This is a genomic window from Ruegeria sp. BI11, from assembly GCF_056538005.1.
In genome coordinates, this window is record NZ_JBQFSM010000069.1 from 1 (window position 1) to 654 (window position 654).

Consider the following 654-nt stretch of genomic DNA (forward strand, 5'->3'; position numbering starts at 1 on the left):
GCGGATGCCCGCTTGCAGCCTTTGGCAACGATGCCTTGCTGGCCGAACTGTTCGAACCCGAAAACCCAGTTGTAAAAGTCGAAACCGAGGCGGCGTTGAACGCACATTTTGCGATCTGCGCGATGGTGCCGGGGATTCTGGACGTTATGGCGACAGGTGCCGAGTGGTTGGCCGAGCAGACAGGCGACGCGGATGCCTCGGAGTTCTACACAACACAGCTGCTGTCCGGATTTCTGCAGACGATGCAAACCGGGCAAGCCGGGCGTCTGGCCGAGGAACGGGACGCGCTGGCGACGGATGGAACACTCAGCCTGCAGATGACACAGGCATTGCATGCGGGCAAAGCACATGATGCGCTGCGCTCGGCCCTGCAGGCGATTGGAAAAAGGTTGGAGACAGACTGATGACGGACATGCTTGCTCCGGGGGCGCGGATTGGAATTTTGGGCGGAGGCCAATTGGGCAGGATGTTGTCCGTCGCCGCAGCCCGGTTGGGCTTTGTAACCCACATCTTTGAGCCGGGCGCGAACCCACCCGCCGGTCAGGTAGCGGATAATGTGACCACTGCAGCCTATGACGACGCTGCGGCGCTGAAAGCGTTTGCCGAGTCGGTTGATGTCATCACCTATGAATTCGAAAATATCCCGACCGAAGC

At 59.8% G+C, this 654-nt stretch carries 2 pseudogenes; both read left to right on the top strand.

The window, feature by feature from the left end:
* A pseudogene (locus ACR0DT_RS25115) lies at positions 1-404 on the top strand (NAD(P)-binding domain-containing protein); the annotation flags it as partial.
* Positions 404-654, top strand: a pseudogene (locus ACR0DT_RS25120) (5-(carboxyamino)imidazole ribonucleotide synthase); the annotation flags it as partial. The pseudogenes ACR0DT_RS25115 and ACR0DT_RS25120, both read left to right, overlap by 1 nt.